This window comes from Gluconacetobacter diazotrophicus PA1 5 (genome assembly GCF_000021325.1).
GTDB classification, from domain to species: Bacteria; Pseudomonadota; Alphaproteobacteria; order Acetobacterales; family Acetobacteraceae; genus Gluconacetobacter; species Gluconacetobacter diazotrophicus.
Window position 1 is genome coordinate 256,199 of record NC_011365.1, and the last position, 15,123, is coordinate 271,321.

Consider the following 15,123-nt stretch of genomic DNA (forward strand, 5'->3'; position numbering starts at 1 on the left):
GTGACGGAGGGGCGGGCGGCAGGGAACTGGCCTGATGCGGGAACTGCGTCATGGCGACATCCTCAATCATCGAGAATCCGGTCCTGGTGGCGGGGCAGCGCAGTGCTGACCCGGATCGCGCTGTCCTGCGCGGCCCGGCCGCGACCGGACAGCGAGGGATTGGTCATGAAATAGTCATGGGCCGAAAACGGTTTCGCACCCGGCTCCAGCCGCCTCCATACACCGTTCTGCTGCAGGATCCACGATTGCAGGTTATCCTTCAGGTCCGTGACCATGATCTGGTCCAGCACCTGGGCATGGACGGTGGGGTCGCGCATCGGCACCATGCTTTCGACCCGCCAGTCCATGTTGCGCACCATCCAGTCGGCCGACGAGATATAGATGCGGGCCTGGCGCGAGGGCAGCCGGTGCCCGTCGCCGAAGGCGAAGATCCGGGCATGTTCCAGGAACCGCCCGACGATGGACTTGATGCGGATGTTTTCCGACAGGCCCGGCACGCCGGGCCGCAGGCAGCAGATTCCGCGCACCACGCCCATGATGCGCACCCCGGCACACGACGCCCGGTACAGCCGGTCGATCAGGTCGGGATCGACCAGCGAGTTCATCTTCAGCCAGATCTGGCCGGGACGGCCGGCGCGGACATGCTCGATCTCGCCCTCGATCAGTTCCTCCAGCGTGCGGCGGATCGTCACCGGCGAGAAGGCGATGGCTTCCATCCGCGTGGGCAGCGCATAGCCGGTCATGTAGTTGAACAGCCGCGCGGAATCCCGTGCCAGCTCGGGATCGCAGGTGAAGAAGGACAGGTCGGTATAGATCCGGGCCGTGATCGGGTGGTAGTTGCCCGTCCCGAAATGGGCGTAGGACCGCAGGGACCCGCCCTCTCGCCGGACGACCAGGCTGAGCTTCGCATGGGTCTTCAGGTCCGCGAAGCCGAATACGACCTGCACGCCCGCGGCCTCCAGCGCGCGGGCCAGGCGGATATTGGCTTCCTCATCGAAGCGGGCGCGCAGTTCGACCATCGCGGTGACCGATTTTCCGGCCTCGGCAGCCTCGATCAGCGCCTTGACGATCGGGCTGTCGCGCGATGTGCGGTACAGGGTCTGCTTGATCGCGACCACCGCCGGGTCCAGGGCCGCCTGGCGCAGGAACTGGATCACCACGTCGAAGCTTTCGAACGGGTGATGGACGATCATGTCCTTGGCGCGGATGGCGGCGAAGCAGTCCCCGCCGAAATCGACGACCCGTTCGGGAAAGCGGGGGGTATAGGGCGGGAACAGCAGGTCCGGCCGGTCATCGACGATCAACTGCTTCAGGTCGACCACGCCGATCAGCCCGGGCTGGATCTCGACCTCGTCGGGCGGAACGGCCAGGTCGGTCGCCACCGCCTGCCCCAGGTCGGCCGGCATGCGCGAATCGATGTCCAGGTGGATGACCACCCCCCGGCGGCGGCGCTTCAGGGCGGATTCGTAGGACCGGACCAGATCCTCGGCCTCGTCCTCGAATTCCACGTCGGTGTCGCGGATCACGCGCAGCACGCCCCATTCGCCCGCCACCATGCCGGGAAACAGCCGGTCGATGCACAACGCGATCAGGTTTTCCAGCAGGATGAAGCGCGTCACGCCGGGCGGCGACAGGTTGGCCGGCAGCCGCACGAACCGCTCGATCTGCGCCGGCAGCAGGATCATCGCGCTCATGACGAAACGGCCGGTGTCCCGGCTCATCAGCCGCAGCGACAGGGCCAGGCCCATATGCGGGATGAAGGGCAGCGGATGGGCCGGATCGATGGCCAGCGGCGTCAGGACGGGGAAGATCCGGTCCATGAAGCAACTGTCCAGCCAGTCGCGGTCGGCGTCGGAAATGGTGTCCAGGCTGCACACCACGATCCCGGACTCGGCCAGCAGGCCGCGCAGGTCCTTCCAGATCCTCTGCTGTTCGCGCAGCAGCCGGATCGTGCGCGTGCGCACGGCGGCAAGCTGCTGGACCGGGGTCAGGCCATCGGGCGAACTGGTGACCAGCCCCTCGCGCACCTGCCCCACCAGGCCGGCGACGCGGACGGAATAGAATTCGTCCAGGTTGCCGGCGCTGATCGACAGGAAGCGCAGCCGTTCCAGCAGCGGATTGCGGGGGTTGTCGGCTTCCTCGACCACGCGCTGGTTGAAATCCAGCCACGAGAGTTCACGGTTGATGAACCGCGTGGGTGACTGCATGTCCACGGGCGGGGGCGGCACGGGCGGCGTCGTGTCGGATGCCGGGGCGCGCCGCCGCGCGGACGTCCCCGTACGCTTGGGGACCGAGCGCTTGGGAGCGGGGCGCGCGGAGGGCTGGCGCGCGGGCGTCTTGCGCGTCGGTCTGGTCAATCCTGTCTCCTACCACAAATCCGCCGTCATTCTGCCAAACTAGGCAGAAAACGGGGGCAATGCCAACGCGGCGCACCATGAAGTTTATGGGTCACGCCGGTTATTCCGCCATGCCCGTTATCGGGCCCTGGCGTCGGCCTCGTCGGGGGCCCCGTCATGGGCCAGCATGTCGTGCAGCACCGATAGCGCCAGGGCGCGGGTGACGCGCCGGCCGGCGGCCAGCCCCGCGTGGTCCAGCCGGATCGCGGCCTCGCGGATCGCCGAGGCCGTGCGGGGCAACCGCCGCAGCAGCCATTCCGTCACCGGCTGGCTGACGACGATCTGCCGGTCGGCCAGGTGACGCAGCAGCAGGATGCGCAGCAGCGTGTCCTCGGGCTGGCGCAGTTCGATCGCCATCGTCGCGCGCAGCCGGCTGGCCAGGTCCGGCAGTACCACCGGCCAGCGCGCGGGCGACAGGCGGGCCGCCAGTACCACCGCCACGCGGTGCTCGCGCGCCGCATTCAGCAGATGCAGCAGCGCCCGCTGGTCCTCCACCCGGTCCGCGTCATCGACCGCCACGGCCCGCAGCATGTCCGGGGCATCGTCGAACAGGCGCCCCAGCGTGGCCTGCGTCAGATCGGCGCCCGTCAGCAGGACGGCGCCACGCTCCTGCGCCCAGATATCCAGCAGGTGGGTCTTGCCCGCTCCGGCGGCGCCCCACAGCGCCAGCCGGTGTTCGGGCCATGCGGGGGCGCCCAGCAGCCAGGCCCGGGCCATGCCGTTCGAAGGCGCGGCGACGAAATCGGCCCGCGCATGGCGCGTGCGGTGCGCGAAGGGCAGCACAAGCTGGCCGAACGAATCGCGGGGCGCCGTTTCGTCCTGATTCTGTGCCGTCCGTTCAACCACCGCTTTGCGCGCCGCCCTGCCTGCCGTAAAGGAACCGGTGAGCGTTTACCCTACCTTGCCTCGTTCTTCGACCCCTGCGTACCGCGCGGGGGCGACATTCGGGGCGCACCGACGACGAAGGCACGACACATGACCTCCGCCCCCCCTTTCCATCCGCCCCAGCCGGCGGCCGGCGCCACCTACCGCGACGCGGGCGTGGACATCGCGGCCGGCGATGCGCTGGTCGATGCCATCAAGCCTGCGGCCAGGGCGACCGACCGCCCCGGCACCATGGGCGGCCTGGGCGGCTTCGGGGCGCTGTTCGACCTGAAGGCGGCCGGTTTCACCGACCCGGTCCTGGTCTCGTGCACCGACGGGGTGGGCACCAAGCTGATGGTCGCGATCGAAAGCGGCCTGCATGAGACGGTGGGCATCGACCTGGTGGCGATGTGCGTCAACGACCTGGTCGTGCAGGGGGCGGAACCGCTGTTCTTCCTGGATTATTTCGCGACCGGCCGCCTGGCGGTGGAAGACGCGGCCAAGGTCGTCCGCGGCATTGCCCAGGGCTGCCGCGAATCGGGCTGCGCCCTGGTCGGGGGCGAAACGGCGGAAATGCCCGGCATGTATGGTCCCGGCCATTACGACCTGGCCGGGTTTTCCGTGGGCGCCGCCGAACGCGCGGCCCTGCTGCCCGCCGATATCGCGGCGGGCGACACGCTGATCGGCCTGCCGGCCAGCGGCGTGCATTCCAATGGATTTTCGCTGGTGCGCGCCATCGTGGCGCGCAGCGGCCTGGCGTGGGACGCCCCCTGCCCCTTCGCGCCCGGCCAGACGCTGGCGCAGGCGCTGATGGCGCCCACGCGCCTGTATGTGAAGGCGGTGCTGGACCTGCACCGCCAGGGGCTGATCCAGGGCGCCGCGCACATTACGGGCGGCGGCCTGCCGGGCAACCTGCCGCGCGTGCTGCCGGCGGGCCTGACGGCACTGATCGACGGCGGCGCATGGCCCATTCCGCCGGTGTTCGGCTGGCTGGCCCGCACCGGGCAGGTCGATCCCGACGAAATGCTGAAGGTCTTCAATTGCGGCGTCGGCATGGTGCTGATCGCCCGCGACGGGGACGCGGCGCTGCAGTCCCTGCGCGCGGCGGGTCAGGACGCGTTCGTCATCGGCCGGCTGGAAGAGGGCACGCCCGGCGCCGCCGCCGGCCTGCGCTTCACCACCCGGCCCGACTTCACCGGATAAGCCTGTGACGCACGACACCCACGCCGCCGCCCGGCGGCCGATCGCGATTCTGATCAGCGGGCGCGGCAGCAACATGCGCGCGCTGATCGATGCCTGCGCGGCGCCGGACTTCCCGGCCCGTATCGCCCTGGTCCTGAGCAACCGGCCCGACGCGCCGGGGCTGGAGGTCGCGCGCGCGGCGGGCCTGCGGGCCGAGGCGATCGATCACCGTCCCTTTCGCGGCGACCGCGCGGCGCATGAACACGCGATCGACGCCACCCTGCGCGCGGCCGGGGTCGAACTGGTCTGCCTGGCCGGCTACATGCGCCTGCTGACCCCGTTCCTGACCGGGGCCTGGGCGGGGCGGATGCTGAACATCCATCCCAGCCTGCTGCCGGCCTTCCCGGGCCTGCACACGCATGAACGCGCCCTGCAGGCCGGGGTGAAGCTGCACGGCTGTACGGTGCATCTGGTCACGGAAATCATGGATGACGGCCCGATCCTGGGCCAGGCCGCCGTGCCCGTCCACGCGGACGACACCCCGGACCGGCTGGCGGCGCGGGTGCTGGAACAGGAACACCGCCTGTATCCGGCGGCCCTGCGCAAGGTCCTGACGCCCGATGCCGTGCCGCAGCCGGATATCGGGTCGCTGCTGTTCCTGTAGGAACCCGGTCAGCATGACGGGCACCCTGGCGGGTGCCCGTCCGGCGTGATCAGGGCAGGATTTCGGTCTGGGCGAAGAAGAACGCGATTTCGGTGTTCGCGTTTTCCAGGCTGTCCGAACCATGGACCGAATTCGCCTCGATGCTCTCGGCGAACTGCGCGCGGACGGTGCCCGCCGCGGCCTTCTTCGGGTCGGTGGCGCCCATCACGTCGCGATGCTTCAGGACGGCGTTCTCGCCTTCCAGCACCTGCAGCACGACCGGGCCGGACACCATGAACGACACCAGCTCGCCGTAGAACGGACGGTCCTTGTGCACGGCATAGAACGCGCCGGCCTCGGCTTCGCTCAGTTGCACGCGCTTCTGCGCGACGATGCGCAGGCCCGCATCCTCGAACACCGCGTTGATCTTGCCCGTCAGGTTGCGCCGGGTCGCGTCCGGCTTGATGATCGACAGGGTACGTTCGGTCGCCATGGGATGGCTCCTTCTTATTGCTCGAAATGCGTGGCCAGGACCCCTTGCGCCCTTGCGGACCGGCGCCCCTTACGCGCGCCATCTAGAGCATATTCCCCCGGACTGGTAGGTACAGCGTCACGAATCCTGTCCCGTCCGCCGTTCACGTGGCGGAGCACGACGCCCGCCACGCACGGGATTGCATAACTATCAAAGGGTTGGCCAGGCGTGCCGGCCCGTTCTTCCGGAGCCCCGTATCCCGTGAGCCTGCTCGTCATTTCCGACCTGACCCTTCGCATCGCGGGACGCACCCTGCTGGACGGCGCGTCGCTGACCGTCGATCCGGGGCGCAAGATCGGCCTGGTCGGGCGAAACGGGGCCGGAAAATCCACCCTGCTGGCCGCGATCGCGGGCGATATCGCACCGGACGGCGGCACCATCCACCTGTCGTCGCGCGCGCGCATGGCCCGCATCCGGCAGGAAGCCCCGTCGGGCGACGCCAACCTGCTGGACACGGTGCTGGCCGGCGACGCCGAACGCACCGCCCTGATGGCCGAAGCCGACCAGACCCCCGACCCGGTGCGGCTGGCCGACATCCACGAACGGCTGCGGGCGATCGGGGCCGACAGCGCGCCCGCGCGCGCCGCGACCATCCTGTCGGGCCTGGGCTTCGACGCCGACGCCCAGGCCCGCCCGGTGTCGGATTTTTCCGGCGGCTGGCGCATGCGCGTGGCGCTGGCCACGGCGCTGTTCCTCAACCCCGACCTGCTGCTGCTGGACGAACCGACCAACCATCTGGACCTGGAAGCCACGATCTGGCTGGAAAACTGGCTGTCCCGCTTTGCCGGGGCGGCGCTGATCGTCAGTCATGATCGCGGGTTGCTGGACCGGGCGGTGGATGCCATCGCGCATCTGGACCAACGCAAGCTGACGCTGACGCCGGGCGGATACAGCGAATTCGTGCGCATCCGCACCGAACAGGCCCTGCAGCAGGCCCGGGCGGCGGAACGGATCGCCGCGCAGCGTGCCCACATGCAATCCTTCGTCGACCGCTTCCGCGCCAAGGCGACCAAGGCGCGGCAGGCCCAGGCACGGCTGAAGGCGCTGGAGAAGCTGCCGGTCCTGGACACCGTGGTCGAGGATGCGCCCACCCGCTTCGCCTTCCCCGAACCCGCGCCCCTGCCCCCGCCGATGCTGACGCTGGACCGGGTTTCGGTCGGCTATGGCGGCCGGCCGATCCTGTCCGGCCTGACCCTGCGGCTGGACATGGAGGACCGGATCGCCCTGCTGGGCGCCAACGGCAACGGCAAATCGACCTTCGCCAAGCTGATCGCGGGACGGCTGGCGCCGATTTCGGGCACCGTGGCGCATGGTCCGCGCCTGCGCGTCGGCTATTTCGCCCAGCATCAGGCGGAGGAACTGGTTCCCGGCGAAACGCCGGTCGATCACATGACCCGCGTCATGCCCAAGGCACCGCCCACCGCCGTGCGGGCGCAACTGGCCCGCTTCGGGCTGGATGCCGACCGCGCCGACACGGTGACGCGGGACCTGTCGGGCGGCGAGAAGGCGCGGCTGCTGCTGGCGCTGGCCACGCGTGAGGCACCGCACCTGCTGATCCTGGACGAACCGACCAACCATCTGGACCTGGACGCGCGCGAGGCCCTGATCCGCGCCCTGGCGGAATTCGAGGGGGCCGTACTGCTGATCAGCCATGACCCGCACCTGGTCGAACTGGTCGCCGACCGGCTGTGGCTGGTGGGCGACGGCACCGTGCGGCCCTTCGACGGCGACATGGCGGAATATCGGACATGGCTGTCCGAACGCGCCCGGGCGGCCACCCGCCCGGCCACCCCGGCGGCCCCCCGCCGCGACGACAGGCGCGAACGCGCCGAAGCCCGCAAGGCCATCGCCCCCCTCCGCCGGAAGGCACGGGACGCCGAAGCCCGGATGAGCCGCCTGGCCGACGAGCGCGGCCGGCTGGAAACCCGGCTGGCCGACCCCGCGCTCTATGCCGCCGGCGGCGCCGACGAGGTCACGGCGATCAACACGCGGCTGGCCGCCATCGGGCGCGAGCAGGAAGAGGCCGAGGAGGAGTGGCTGCTGGCCGAGGCGGCGATCGAGGAAAGCGCCGCCGAGTGAGCCGACCAGTCCGCCGACGCGGTCACGGCTGCTCGGTTGGGGACGCATCCCCCAATGCGCCCGCCGCGAAAGCGAGGCTGGAGGCGGCGATCAGGGCGGCGTAATAGGCATCCGATCGCTCCAGCCTTGCATCGATCAGACCGCTTTGCGCCAGCGTGGCCTGGGTGATGGACCCGACGCCGTTGCGGTAGGCGGACAATGTGGCGTCGAAGCTCGTCTGCGCCGCCGTTTGCAGGCGTCCGGACGCGGCATAGGCGCTCAGGCTCGTGTGGACACCATTTTCGGCGACAACCAATTGCTTGACCGCTTCATCCAGGGTCTGGCGCAAATTCGTCTCGGCGCTGTCGAATCGATTCCTGGCCTGTTTCAATGCCGCGGCACGCATGCCGCCATCGAAGATTGGCACGGTGATGCCGCCCAGGATCAGGCTGCTGAAATTGTTCGACGACAGATTGAGCGTCGGCGCGGCATTCGCGCCGATTCCGGGCACGGAGGACAAGGCCAGACGCCCGGTCGCGTATGCCACATTGCCGCTGACGAAGATCTTGGGCAGGAACTCCGCCCGCGCCGCCGCGACCGCGCTGCGTGATGCGCGGGCAGTGGCATAGGCGGCCAGGACGTCCGGCCGTCGCGCGGCGTCGCGCTGGATCATGTCGTCGGTCAGGCGCGCGTCGGCGAGGCTGAGCGGCCGGTCGGAAATATCCTGCGTCAGCACGTGCGTGCCGGGCGGGATGCCGATGGCCGTCATCAGGTCGAGATAGGTGTTCTCCGCACCGCCCTCGGCCTGAACCAGCCGCAGTTCGGCCTGGGCGGTCGCCTGCCTCGCCTGGGTCGCATCCACGACGGTACCCTGGCCGCGACGTAACCGCATGTCCGCGGCATCCTCGACCTTGCGCGCATTGTCCAGCGCCTGATGGAGCAGGGTGACCCGCGCGGTCGCCGCGGCGTGGGTATAGAAGGCGAGCGTTACGGCGTAGATCAGTTTCTGATGCGCGCCCGTGAACAGGATGTTGGTGGCGAGCTGGCTCTGTCTGGCGGCGTCGATCGTGGCCTCGCGCTTGCCGAAATCGAACAGCAGCCACTCCAGGCCGAGCGTCTGCACCTCGCCGTTGCCCACCCGCGTGCTTGTGCCGCCGATATCGACGTTGCCGATGGCCGCGTTGGCGCCGCTATCGTGCGCATGATTGTAGCCGCCCACCACGGTGGCCGTCAGGTGCGGCAGATAGGTGCTGCGCGCGATGCCCACCGCCAGCGCCGCGTCGCGCGCCGTATTCCAGGCGCGCCTGGTGTCCGGGTTGGTGGATTGCGCGATGTCGATCAGTTCGGCAAGCGAATAGGGATGCGCGCCTTGCAGTTCGGGCGGCGCCGGACGGCCCTGGATATTCCGGTTGGACGGCAGGCTGTAGCCCGGGGGCAACGCAAGCCCGCGCGCGCAGCATGGACCGGGAATGATCTCGCCGGCAGCCGAGACATTGGGGCGCCAGGGCGCGTCGGGCCGGTCCGGCGCCGAATGCAGGGCTTGGGTGGCGCAACCGGCCAGCCCGAGCATGGCGAACCCGATGGTTGCGAGGGAGGCGGGACGGGTCACGAGGCCAGGCTCTCCAACCGTTCGAAACGTGCGCGCGTCTGGGCATCGCGTTCGGGAATCAGCAGGTCTTCGGCCAGCCGGGAGGCATCCCGCAGGGCTTCGCCGCATTGGGACATCCTTTCCGTATCGGCGCGCATATGGACGGGTTCGGTGGCCGCGAATTCAAGCGTGCGCTGGCTGGCCGAGATCGCGCCCAACACCTCGGCCGCATGGGTCACGCGCGCCTGCGGCGTGATACTGTCGCGCTGTGCCGCAAGGGCCCTGACGACGCCCCGCAACGTCGCCGCGATCCTGTCCCAGGCGCTGGCGGGCCAGAAACTGGTGAACATCGCATAGGTGATGAAATTGCCGAGCATGATGCCGACCACGCGGTCGCGCGCCACGGTCATGTCGGTGGTCGGGCCGTAATCCTTGATGTCCGTCAGGAAGAAGGCCAGCCCGATCTGGAATCCCGCATACGCAATGCGTTCGTCACCGGTCTTGACCCAGGCTGCGATGAACGCGCCCGCGAAGACAAGAGCCAGGAACCCGGTGATATCGTTCAGATGCGGCATCAGCAGGATGATCGAGCCGATGCCGAGCGCGGCACCCAGCAGTGCGCCGCCGATACGCAGCATGAGCTTGGAAATCATCTCGCCCATCGTCGGCTGGGCCACGATGAAACACGTGATGATGCAGGTATGGATGCCCGGCCAGTCGAGGATCTTGAAGATGAAATAGCTGGTCATCACCGCGGCCGTGCCCTTCACGGCAAAGCGGACATGGTCGGGGTTCGTGAAGGCGTCGGGGAAAAAAAAGCCCCCGCTTTTTTTCTCCTCCGGGGGCTTTTCCTCCGGTGCCGGGGTCGTGAAAATCGCGATCAGTGCCGCCATTGCGGCAAGGGCCGGTTCGTTGGAGGGCACGGCGGGGGGCGCGATATCGGCGGGATAATCGCCCGCCTCGAACATCGCCGCCATCTCCTCCAATGTTTCCAGCAGGGCAGACGGGCAAGGTGATCCGCCTTCTCGCACCGCCGCGTCGGCCAGGGCAAGGACGCCGATGCTGGAATAGGCCGCCTGCTTCAGGCAGGCGAGGTCGCGCCGGTTCCAGATCCTTTCCAGCGCCGCCATCTTCACGTTCGCCATCATGCCCGCGTCGCCCTGGCGCAGCATGTCCTGGGCGCGCTCGCGCGTCGCGTCATCGGGATGACGCAACAGCGCCATGGCCATGCGCAGGCGGCCTGCGATGGCGCGCATCAGCACGGTCCTGGGCGACGGGCAGATGATCAGTCCGAGCCCGATCATGACCAGGCCCGGTATGGCGAGGAACAGATCGGTGTAGAGCAGCGCGCGGGTGGCGATCTCGCCGACCGGCGCCTGATCGACGGCGATCAGCCCATAGACGGTGATCAGCCCCAGCATATAGGCGAGCGGCTTGAGCTTGCTGGCTGACCCGAGGAAGAAGAAGCAGAAGGACAATATCGCCACGCCGACGACGATGCCCAGCGGATGATCGAGCGTCAGGCGAATCAGCCCGTACAGCATGGCGAGGATGACGAGGATCAGCACATTCACGGCGAGGCCGGCGACGAGATTGGTCACGCGGTCCTTCTGCCAGAGCGCCATCGTGACCAGGGCGGGCACGGCGAGGTCGGGGACCTGCCAGATTTCCCCCACCAGGACCGTCGTGGCGCAGGCTGCCGCCATGCGCAGGGCGTAGCCGAGACGCCCCGGTTCCGGGTCGCACGCCAGCCTCCAGGCCCGCCCGAGCGTCAGGCGCCCGGGATCGGCGATATGTCGGTCAGGGACAGGCGGCGCCATGCCGGATCTCGACGGTGGCGGTGGCACCCAGGCGCAGCAGGTTCGGGTCGGCCCGATCGATCTTGACCCGCACGGGGAACCGCTGCGCCACGTGCACCCAGTCCATTTCGCGCGGCACGACGGGAAGGGCGCGTGCGCTCCCTGCCGAATCGGCGGACAGGACGCCCCAGCCGATGCTGTCCACATGACCGCGAATGGCCACGTGCCGGTCGATCATGGAATGGACTGTCGCGCAGTCTCCGGGGCGGATGGGGCGCAGATCGACCTCCCGGATATTGGCATTGGCATACCATGCATCGTTGGCGATCAGAGTGAAGAGCACTTGCGCCGGCGCCAGAATCTCGCCTGGCTTGACGCGCAGGCTGGTCACGTAGCCGTCCAGAGGGGCGACGACCGTTGTCTGCCTGAGTTCATAGCGCGCGTGATCGAGCGCCGCCGCAGCCGCGTCCCGCGCCGCCAGCGTGCTGTTCAGGTCGCCGATTGCGGTCTGCGCCGCCGCTTCCTGCCGATGCGCCTGCTCCAGCGATATCTCGGCATCGCGAAGGGCAACCCGGGCCTGATCATATTGCTGCAACGGGATATAGGCATGCCCGGCCAGAGGCGAGAGGCGTTCGACCGTGCGCGCGGCGAGATCGCGGTTGGTTCGCGCGCGCGCGGTCTGGGCCTGTGCCACGGCGGCGTCGGCGGTCTTGACCGAGACCAGCCGTCGCTGGTTTTCGACCTCGGCCTGTGCCAGCGCCAGATTGGCTTGCGCCTGCCGCACGGTCAGCTCGTACGGTTCGGGATCGAGACGATAGAGCAGGTCGCCCTTGCGCACCGCCTGATTGACGTGAACGGGCAGATCGACCAGTCGGCCGCCGACGGTCGAGGCCATGTGCACGATTTCGGCGTCGATCGACCCGCTGTCGGAGGAAGGATGGGCGCTGTCCTCGTTCGCGACATGGACGCCCAGCAGGACAGCGGCCCCGACGCAGGCCACGGCGATGATGAGACCGACAGGCTTCCTGCCGGACATGGAAACCCTTCGCATCGCTATGGCCCGAACCAGATCAGCCAGGCCAGGAGCGCCGCGATTACGCCGAGCGATACGTAGGTGAACAGCCGGAAGCTCAGGATCGCGTCGATACCGGTCTGAATGAATACCACCCGCAAACCCACGGCGGCGGCGATACCCACCATTGCGCAGAACATCCAGCCCGGGAAATAGGCCCCGACCAGTGGAAAGGACGGGGCGCCACGCACAGCGCAGCCACCGAGGAAAAGAACGGGCGCTACACGCGCAAGAGGAGCGGAATGCGAGGTCATGAAATAACCGCAAATCCCCACGCGTTAAGACGGCTGACGGCTATTGCGTTACCCTAACGTATCAGAAATCTCAGGTCCATCTCCGGTCGCGACGCATCCGGGCCCGCCGCCCGAGCCCCTGCACCATCAGGCCGCCAAGGAAGATGGTCAGGCCGCCGGCCGACAGGATCGCCCCGGCCCAGCCGACCGATTGCGCGCCATGTCCGGCAGCATGCCCATGATCGCGAATTCGCCGGTTCCGATAGCGAAGGCGCCCAGGGCCAGCGCGCGTTCCGCCGCCGCGACGCCATGTGGCGCGTTGTAATACCCGATGGGCGCGTCCTGTCCGTTTTCGGCGTTCATTCCTGCATCCTTGTCCGTTACGCCATCCGGTATGCCGAGTGGGCGTCACGCCGGTAAACCCGTCATTAAGCGTCGCGTGTGCGAATGACGGGACGAAGCGCCCCCCGGGGGCTGTCGCCCGAATCGACGCGGGCGTGCAGATGTGCCAACGATCGCAATCGCCCCCACAGCCTGGATGGACCATGCCCACCAAAGCCGTAACGGAAAGCCGACCCGACACCCGCCCCATCAGGCGCGAACCGGAACAGGACAGGCCGGAACAGGACCCGCGCGCCGTGCAACTGGCCCGCATCCATCACCTGCTCCAGGTCGCGATCCTGCTGGCCGTGATGGTCCTGTCGATCTGGCTGATCGGCGACGTGCTGATGGTGGTGTTCGCCGCGACCCTGATCGCGGTGATCCTGCATAATCTGGCGGCCATGGTCGAACGGCGGACGCGCCTGCCCTACTGGCTGGCGCTGAGCCTCGTGGTGGTCGTGCTGCTGGCCGCCATCGGCGGGCTGGGATGGAGCAGCGGCCCGGCGATTGCCGAACAGGCGACCCGGCTGCGCATCGCATTGACCACCCAGGCCCATTCGCTGCGCGGCCAGTTGAACGCCAGCACGATGGGACGCACGGTATTGGACTACCTGCCGCAATCCCTGGGCGGGAACCAGGCCGGGGGCGGCGATAACGGCATGGGCTCGCGGATTGCCGGATCGATGACGGGTGTCCTGTCCTCGGCCTTCGGCGCGGCGGGCACGCTGGCGGTGATCCTGATCGCGGGCCTGTATTTCGCGCTGTCGCCGGCGCTGTACGTCAACGGACTGCTGCGGCTGATCCCACCGGGGCACCGGCCAGCGGCACGGACGCTGCTGCTGGTCGCGGGCCGCACCCTGTGGGCCTGGACGGCGGGACAGGCGCTGGACATGCTGGTCGTCGGCATCCTGTCGGGGGTGGGGCTGTGGTTCATCGGCGTGCCGCTGGCGCTGGCGCTGGGCGTCGTCGCGGGCATGGCCAATTTCATCCCCTATATCGGCGCCTTCATCGGGGCGGTGCCGGCCATCCTGCTGGGCCTGTCGCAGGGCACGCGCGAAGGGCTGCTGGTCATGGCGCTGTATGCCGCGATCCAGTTTTTCGAAGGCAATGTGATGGCGCCGCTGATCCAACGCCACGCAGTCCAGATGCCGCCGGGCCTGACCATCCTGTCGCAGACCGTGTTCGGCACCATCCTGGGCCTGCCCGGCCTGGTCCTGGCCTCGCCGCTGACCGCGGCCCTGCTGGCCATGATGGACCGCGCCACTCCGCCGCTGGATGAGGAGGACCGCGTCTGACCTATAGAAAGGGGCGGATATCCAGGCCGCGCATGCCGGCGTGTCCGGCCGCTGCCAGTCCCTCGTTGCTGTCTTCCAGGACCAGGCAGGTGCGCGGTGCCGCGTCCAGGCGGCGCGCGGCCTCCAGGAACAGGTCGGGGGCGGGCTTGGGGCGGGCCACGTCGTCGATGGTCACGACCGTGTCGAACAGCGTCATCAGGCCGGTATGGCTCAGTGCCGCCGTGACGATTTCCCGCGACCCGCTGGACGCCACCGCCATGGGCAACTGGCCGCGATAGCGCCGTGCCAGGTCGGCGACGATGCCGATTTCCCGCAGCTCCGCCATGGTGGCCAGCACGCCCTGCCGCGCGGCGCGCACGATCGCGGCGCGGTCCAGCGTGCGGCCCAGTTCCGCTTCGATCAGGTCCAGCACCATGTGCTCGGACAGGCCGCCCCGGCCATGGAACCACTCGGGCGCCATCCTGTGGTCGGCCACGGTTTCGAAGGCGCCCAGCCACGCCTTCAGGTAAAGCGGCAGGGAATCGACCAGCGTGCCGTCACAATCGAAGATCAGGGCCGTCGTATCGGGCGGGACGACGATCATGGAAACGCGGTTCGCTCATAGGGCTGCTGGTCGACCATCTGGCGCAGCACGGCGAAATCCTTTTCCGGAAACCTCTCGATCCGGATCACGGCGCCGGGCCTGTCCTCCAGGAACAGGGTGGCGTTCCAGTCGGCGGCGCTGATGCCGGTCCACAGGGTGATGACATAGGGCACCGGCTTGCCGTCCGGGCCGGCCGGGCGGTCGGCGGTCAGGGTGATCGTCGCGTCACCCGATGACGGCGGCGTCTGCCCCAGCGGGCCCCAGCCGCCACGATGCTGCTGCAGCCAGTCGTTCAGGGTCCGGATCTCGGCAGCCGACAGCGCGCGCTGCTGGCGCATGGGCCCCACGCTGATCACGCCCGCGTTCATGTGGGGAATGGTCAGCGGCCGGAAGTTGGGGATCGCAAACGACCATACCACCGTCGCAGTGGCCACCGCGAACGCCAGGCATCCCAGAATCCCCAGCAGCAGCGCGTTTTCCCGTTTCATGGTCTCGGT

General features: G+C 68.7%; 14 protein-coding genes. 4 read left to right on the forward strand and 10 right to left on the reverse strand.

Annotated elements, in window-relative coordinates; all coding sequences use genetic code 11:
- Positions 1-62: 62 nt before the first annotated feature.
- Positions 63-2,207 carry an RNA degradosome polyphosphate kinase gene (locus GDIA_RS01200; RefSeq protein ID WP_390614199.1) on the reverse strand — a complete coding sequence of 715 codons (2,145 nt, stop codon included), beginning with the start codon at positions 2,205-2,207 and terminating at the stop codon, positions 63-65.
- A 267-nt stretch (positions 2,208-2,474) separates the two neighbouring features.
- Complete coding sequence (locus GDIA_RS01205; protein ID WP_012225707.1) at positions 2,475-3,242, reverse strand: DnaA/Hda family protein; 768 nt, start codon at positions 3,240-3,242, stop codon at positions 2,475-2,477.
- Between the two features lie 129 nt (positions 3,243-3,371).
- Between GDIA_RS01205 and purM the strand changes: the two genes are divergently transcribed.
- The gene (purM, locus tag GDIA_RS01210; protein WP_012553027.1) at positions 3,372-4,463 is read left to right on the forward strand and encodes a phosphoribosylformylglycinamidine cyclo-ligase; all 1,092 of its coding nucleotides are present in this window, start codon (positions 3,372-3,374) and stop codon (positions 4,461-4,463) included.
- A 73-nt stretch (positions 4,464-4,536) separates the two neighbouring features.
- A complete protein-coding gene (gene purN, locus GDIA_RS01215; protein WP_231854319.1) occupies positions 4,537-5,106 on the forward strand; it encodes a phosphoribosylglycinamide formyltransferase in 570 nt (189 codons plus the stop codon).
- A gap of 49 nt (positions 5,107-5,155) precedes the next feature.
- Here purN and ndk read toward each other — a convergent pair whose 3' ends face one another.
- A complete protein-coding gene (gene ndk / locus GDIA_RS01220) occupies positions 5,156-5,578 on the reverse strand; it encodes a nucleoside-diphosphate kinase (RefSeq protein ID WP_012553028.1) in 423 nt (140 codons plus the stop codon).
- 240 nt (positions 5,579-5,818) lie between these two features.
- Here ndk and GDIA_RS01225 point away from each other — a divergent pair, with 240 nt between their 5' ends.
- Positions 5,819-7,696, forward strand: coding sequence for an ABC-F family ATP-binding cassette domain-containing protein (locus GDIA_RS01225; protein WP_012553029.1), 1,878 nt, complete (start codon positions 5,819-5,821; stop codon positions 7,694-7,696).
- Positions 7,697-7,718: 22 nt separating this feature from the next.
- Here GDIA_RS01225 and GDIA_RS01230 read toward each other — a convergent pair whose 3' ends face one another.
- From GDIA_RS01230 to GDIA_RS01250, 5 genes are all read right to left on the reverse strand, one after another.
- Positions 7,719-9,245 carry a TolC family protein gene (locus tag GDIA_RS01230; RefSeq protein WP_012225712.1) on the reverse strand — a complete coding sequence of 509 codons (1,527 nt, stop codon included), beginning with the start codon at positions 9,243-9,245 and terminating at the stop codon, positions 7,719-7,721.
- A gap of 35 nt (positions 9,246-9,280) precedes the next feature.
- Entirely contained in the window at positions 9,281-11,083 is a 1,803-nt protein-coding gene (locus GDIA_RS01235) for an FUSC family protein (RefSeq protein ID WP_012553031.1), read from the reverse strand.
- Positions 11,064-12,098 carry a multidrug transporter subunit MdtN gene (mdtN, locus tag GDIA_RS01240; RefSeq protein WP_012553032.1) on the reverse strand — a complete coding sequence of 345 codons (1,035 nt, stop codon included), beginning with the start codon at positions 12,096-12,098 and terminating at the stop codon, positions 11,064-11,066. Before mdtN ends, GDIA_RS01235 begins: the two co-directional genes overlap by 20 nt.
- 17 nt (positions 12,099-12,115) lie before the next feature.
- Complete coding sequence (locus GDIA_RS01245; protein ID WP_012553033.1) at positions 12,116-12,388, reverse strand: YtcA family lipoprotein; 273 nt, start codon at positions 12,386-12,388, stop codon at positions 12,116-12,118.
- Positions 12,389-12,535: 147 nt separating this feature from the next.
- Positions 12,536-12,730: a hypothetical protein gene (locus GDIA_RS01250; RefSeq protein WP_012225715.1), complete on the reverse strand. Its 195-nt coding sequence runs from the start codon at positions 12,728-12,730 to the stop codon at positions 12,536-12,538.
- Positions 12,731-12,912: 182 nt separating this feature from the next.
- Between GDIA_RS01250 and GDIA_RS01255 the strand changes: the two genes are divergently transcribed.
- Positions 12,913-14,043, forward strand: coding sequence for an AI-2E family transporter (locus tag GDIA_RS01255; RefSeq protein ID WP_012553034.1), 1,131 nt, complete (start codon positions 12,913-12,915; stop codon positions 14,041-14,043).
- A gap of 1 nt (position 14,044) precedes the next feature.
- On the opposite strand, the gene GDIA_RS01260 is transcribed toward GDIA_RS01255, so the two are convergent.
- Both GDIA_RS01260 and GDIA_RS01265 read right to left on the reverse strand, forming a co-directional pair.
- Positions 14,045-14,626, reverse strand: coding sequence for an HAD family hydrolase (locus GDIA_RS01260; protein WP_012553035.1), 582 nt, complete (start codon positions 14,624-14,626; stop codon positions 14,045-14,047).
- A complete protein-coding gene (locus tag GDIA_RS01265) occupies positions 14,623-15,114 on the reverse strand; it encodes a hypothetical protein (RefSeq protein ID WP_012225718.1) in 492 nt (163 codons plus the stop codon). Before GDIA_RS01265 ends, GDIA_RS01260 begins: the two co-directional genes overlap by 4 nt.
- Positions 15,115-15,123: the final 9 nt, after the last annotated feature.